Origin of the sequence: Streptomyces sp. ICN903 (assembly GCF_022015835.1) — a bacterium.
Taxonomy (GTDB): Bacteria; Actinomycetota; Actinomycetes; order Streptomycetales; family Streptomycetaceae; genus Streptomyces; species Streptomyces fenghuangensis.
In genome coordinates this window covers 1-3915 of sequence record NZ_JAKMAY010000424.1, presented here as the reverse complement: position 1 = coordinate 3915, position 3915 = coordinate 1, and the positions used below count along the sequence as shown (strand labels likewise).

Sequence of the window (3915 nt, the reverse complement as noted above, 5' to 3'; positions counted from 1 at the left end):
GGGGGTACAGGTGGGCGTGGATCTCGCGGCCGTCCGGGCCGCGGAAGACGCGCTCGGCGGGGTCGGGGTAGTACGCGGGGTCGACCAGGTCGGTGTGGGCGGAGCCGACGACCAGGGCGTGCCCGGTGCAGGTGTCCAGCTCCACGACCTCGTACGCGCCGCGCGGGCTCGCGGCGACGCCGATGACGCGGGTGCCCGCGGCGGCCAGGGTCGGGGCCCACTCCGTCCACGGGCCGGGGGCGTCGGCCAGTTCGCCGGTGGCCGGCTCCAGGACGCCCAGGCGCAGGGAACCGCGGCCGTGCAGGACGGCGACCGTGCCGTCCTCCAGCGGCTGGAACCACTGGTGGCCGATCTTCCACAGCGGCCCGCCGAACTCCTCCTCGCGTGGGCACAGGGGGGTGGCCGTGCCCGTCCCGCCGGCGTCGGAGCCCGCCGCGCCGGCGTCCAGGCGGTACAGGTTCCACCAGCCGCTCGCGTCGCCGGTGTACAGCAGCGAGCCGTCCGCCGCCCAGCCGACCTGCGCCACCGACTCCCGCTCGCCGCCGGCGACGGCGCGGACGCCGGCGAAGCCGCCCTCGTCGGTGACGTCGGCGAGGCGGACGACCGTGCCGTCCCAGGGCATCCGGGGGTGGTCCCAGACCAGCCACGCCGCCCTCCTGCCGTCCGGGGAGAGGCGGGGGCCGGTGGTGAACCGGTCGGTGTCGCCGGTCAGTTCGCGGATCCGGGAGCGGTCGGAGGCCGCCGAGCCGTCCAGGGGGACGGCCGCGATCACCCGGCGTACGTCGGTGGGCCGCCCGCCGGTGAACTCCTCCAGTACGCACCACACCTCGCCCCGCTCCGGCAGCACCACCGGGTCGGCCCAGCGAAGGCCCTCGCCGAGAGCCGAGACGGGGGTGAGGGGGCGCGGCTCGGCGCCGGGGGCGTCCGGTTCGAAGACGTACATCCGCTGGTCGGCGTGGTGGACGAAGACGATCAGCGGTCCGCCCGTCCCGCGTGCGGCCCCGGCCCAGGGGCGCCCGCCGTACTCGATCACCCGGCTGCGGACGTTCCACGGCTCGGGCAGCACCGACTCCGCGGGGCCGGACCCGTCCGGGCGCAGCCTCATCAGCGCCCGCCGCCCGCCCTCGGCGGGGCGGGGCTCGGTCCACCACACCTCCGCGCCGACGGTGCCCGCGTACTCGGGGTGGCCGTCGTGCGCGGCGACCAGGTGGGCGTCGATCGGTGACTCCCAGGTGCCGTACGGGGCGGTGGCGTACGTCATCGTGCGCGGCTCCTCGCGGGCTCGGCGGGTTCTTCGAAAAGGGGGTGCGGAAGGGCGCGGCCGGGGCGGCCCGGGGCCGCCCGGGGCCGCCCCGGGGCTCAGAGGGCGAACAGGGCGCGGTCCATGACCCGGACGCCGAAGTGGAGGGCGTCCACGGGGACGCGCTCGTCGACGCCGTGGAACATCGCCTGGTAGTTCAGCCCCTCGGGCAGCCTCAGCGGGGTGAAGCCGTAGCCCACGATGCCCAGTTCCGCGAACTGCTTGGCGTCGGTGCCGCCGGTCATGCAGAACGGGATGACGTGGGCGTCGGGGTCGAAGTGCTCCAGGGACTCGCGCAGCACGGCGAAGGTGCGCGAGTCGACCGGCGCCTGAAGGGCCGGGCCGCGGTGGTAGAACTGCCAGTCCACGTCCGGGCCGGTGAGCTCGTCCATGGTGGCGGTGAACTCCTCCTCGGTGCCGGGGAGCATCCGCCCGTCCACATGCGCCTCGGCGGTGCCGGGGATGACGTTGATCTTGTAGCCGGCCTTGAGTCCGGTGGGGTTGGTGCTGTTGCGCACGGTGGCCTCGACCAGCTTGGCGGACGGGCCCAGCTTGGCCAGCAGGGCGTCCACGTCGAAGTCGGGTGCGTCGAAGTCCGGGGTGTCCAGCCCGTGGATGCGGGACAGCTCGGTGAGGGCGGCGCGCACCGTCTTCGACAGCCGCACCGGCCAGTCGTGTTCACCGATGCGGTGCACCGCGGCGGCCAGCCGGCTCACCGCGTTGGCGCGGTTGACCTTGGAGCCGTGCCCGGCCCGGCCGTTGGCGGTCAGCTCCATCCAGGCCGTGCCGCGCTCGCCCGCCGCGATCGGGTAGAGCTGCAGGCCGCCGCCGGCGTGGAAGGTGTAGGCGCCGGACTCGCTTATGCCCTCGGTGCAGCCCTCGAACAGCTCCGGATGCTCGCGGGCGAGGAAGTCCGCGCCGTACTGGCCGGTGTCCTCCTCGTCGGCGGTGAAGGCGAGGACGATGTCGCGGCGGGGGCGCACCCCGGCCCTGGCCCAGGCGCGGACGACCGCGAGGACCATCGCGTCGGCGTTCTTCATGTCGACCGCGCCGCGGCCCCAGACCACGCCGTCGCGGATCTCGCCGGAGAAGGGATGGACGGTCCAGTCGGCGGGCTCGGCGGGCACCACGTCCAGATGGCCGTGGACGAGCAGCGCGTCGGCGGAGGGGTCGGTGCCCTCGATGCGGGCGACGACGTTGGTGCGGCCGCGGACCTTCTCCAGCACCACCGGCTCGATCCCGGCGTCGGACAGCTTCCCGGCGACGTACTCGGCGGCCTTGCGCTCGGTGCCGTCGCCGTTGCCGAGGTTGACGGAGTCGATGCGGATCAGCTCGGAGGTGAAGGCGACCGCCTCGTCGAGTGCCCGGTTGTCGATGCGCTCAGCCATACTGCTCCTCCACTGCGGCAGAGACGACGGTGGTGACCGCCTTGAAGGTGCGGATCCCCTCGTACATGGACGGCGATGTGTACGCCACCCGGCGCTCACCCGTCTGCTCCACGCCGGGCACGACGGTGGCCGCGCCGGCCAGGTGCTCGGCGTCGAACTCGATCTCGATCGCGCGGGGCCGGGGGCCGGTGGGCTCGTGGCGCACCGCCAGCGCGGCCGCCTCCTTCGCCGCCGCGCGGATGTCGGCGGCGGTGCGGGCGGGGGTGCGGCAGACGGCGGCGTAGCGGGAGACGTAGTCCTTGACGGCGACGCCGCGCGCGGCGGGGGCGTAGCCGCGGGCGTCGGCGCAGGTGCGGTCGTCGCCGGTGACCAGGACGACGGGGACGCCGTACTCGGCCACCACAGCGGCGTTGAGGCGGCCCTCACTGGCCCGCTCGCCGTCCAGCCACACTCCGGTGATGGAGTTGGCGAGGTAGGTGTGGGCCAGGACGCCCTCGGCGCCGGCGCCGGTGTGGTAGCCGACGAAGGCGATGCCGTCGACGTCGCCGTGCTGGACGCCCTCGACCATGCTGAGCGACTTGTGGCGGCCGGTGAGCATCTGGGCGCGGTCGTCCAGCTTCTCCAGCAGCAGGTTGCGCATCGTCCAGTGCGCCTCGTTGACAAGCACCTCGTCCGCGCCGCCGTCGAGGAACCCGGCGATCGCCGCGTTCACGTCGGAGGTGAACATCGGGCGGCAGCGTTCCCACTGCGGGGTCCCGGGCAGGACGTCGGCGGGCCAGGTCACCCCCGTGGCGCCCTCCATGTCGGCGCTGATCAGGATCTTCGTCATGGAAGGCCACGTTACGCCCAGCCCGGGCGGCGTCAAAGAGCAGGGTGGAGCGCCGGGCCGGTGTCACCGGTCCACGCCTTTGGCGTCAGTCGCCCCGGCCCACCACCAGCCAGTTCGACGGCAGGTCGAGGCGTGAGCCGTCCGGTTCGAAGCCGGTCGTGGACAGCGGCAGCGAGCCCCCGGCGAGCACCCGCAGTCCGGCCGCGGTGAACGGCGCGGCCTGTTCCGTGAGTTCGGCCGGTTCGGCGGTTGCGGCGGATGCGGCCGGTTCCCGCCCGGGGGCCTGCGGGGCGCCCTGCGGGTGCGGCGGACCGAGGAGGCCGGGGGTGTCGAGGGAGCCGGGCAGCTCGGTGGGGTGGGCGGCGCCCGCCCCCTGCGCCAGGGCCGCTTCGGCCTCG

General features: G+C 74.7%; 2 protein-coding genes and 2 pseudogenes. All 4 read right to left on the bottom strand.

The window, feature by feature from the left end; translation table 11 throughout:
* Positions 1–1261: pseudogene (locus L7D48_RS27070) on the bottom strand (S9 family peptidase); the annotation flags it as partial.
* Positions 1262–1359: 98 nt separating this feature from the next.
* Positions 1360–2688 carry a M20/M25/M40 family metallo-hydrolase gene (locus L7D48_RS27065; protein ID WP_237883460.1) on the bottom strand — a complete coding sequence of 443 codons (1329 nt, stop codon included), beginning with the start codon at positions 2686–2688 and terminating at the stop codon, positions 1360–1362.
* Entirely contained in the window at positions 2681–3517 is an 837-nt protein-coding gene (locus tag L7D48_RS27060) for a M55 family metallopeptidase (protein WP_237883458.1), read from the bottom strand. The genes L7D48_RS27065 and L7D48_RS27060 overlap by 8 nt, the downstream gene beginning before the upstream one ends.
* An 85-nt stretch (positions 3518–3602) precedes the next feature.
* Positions 3603–3915, bottom strand: a pseudogene (locus L7D48_RS27055) (SAM-dependent methyltransferase); the annotation flags it as partial.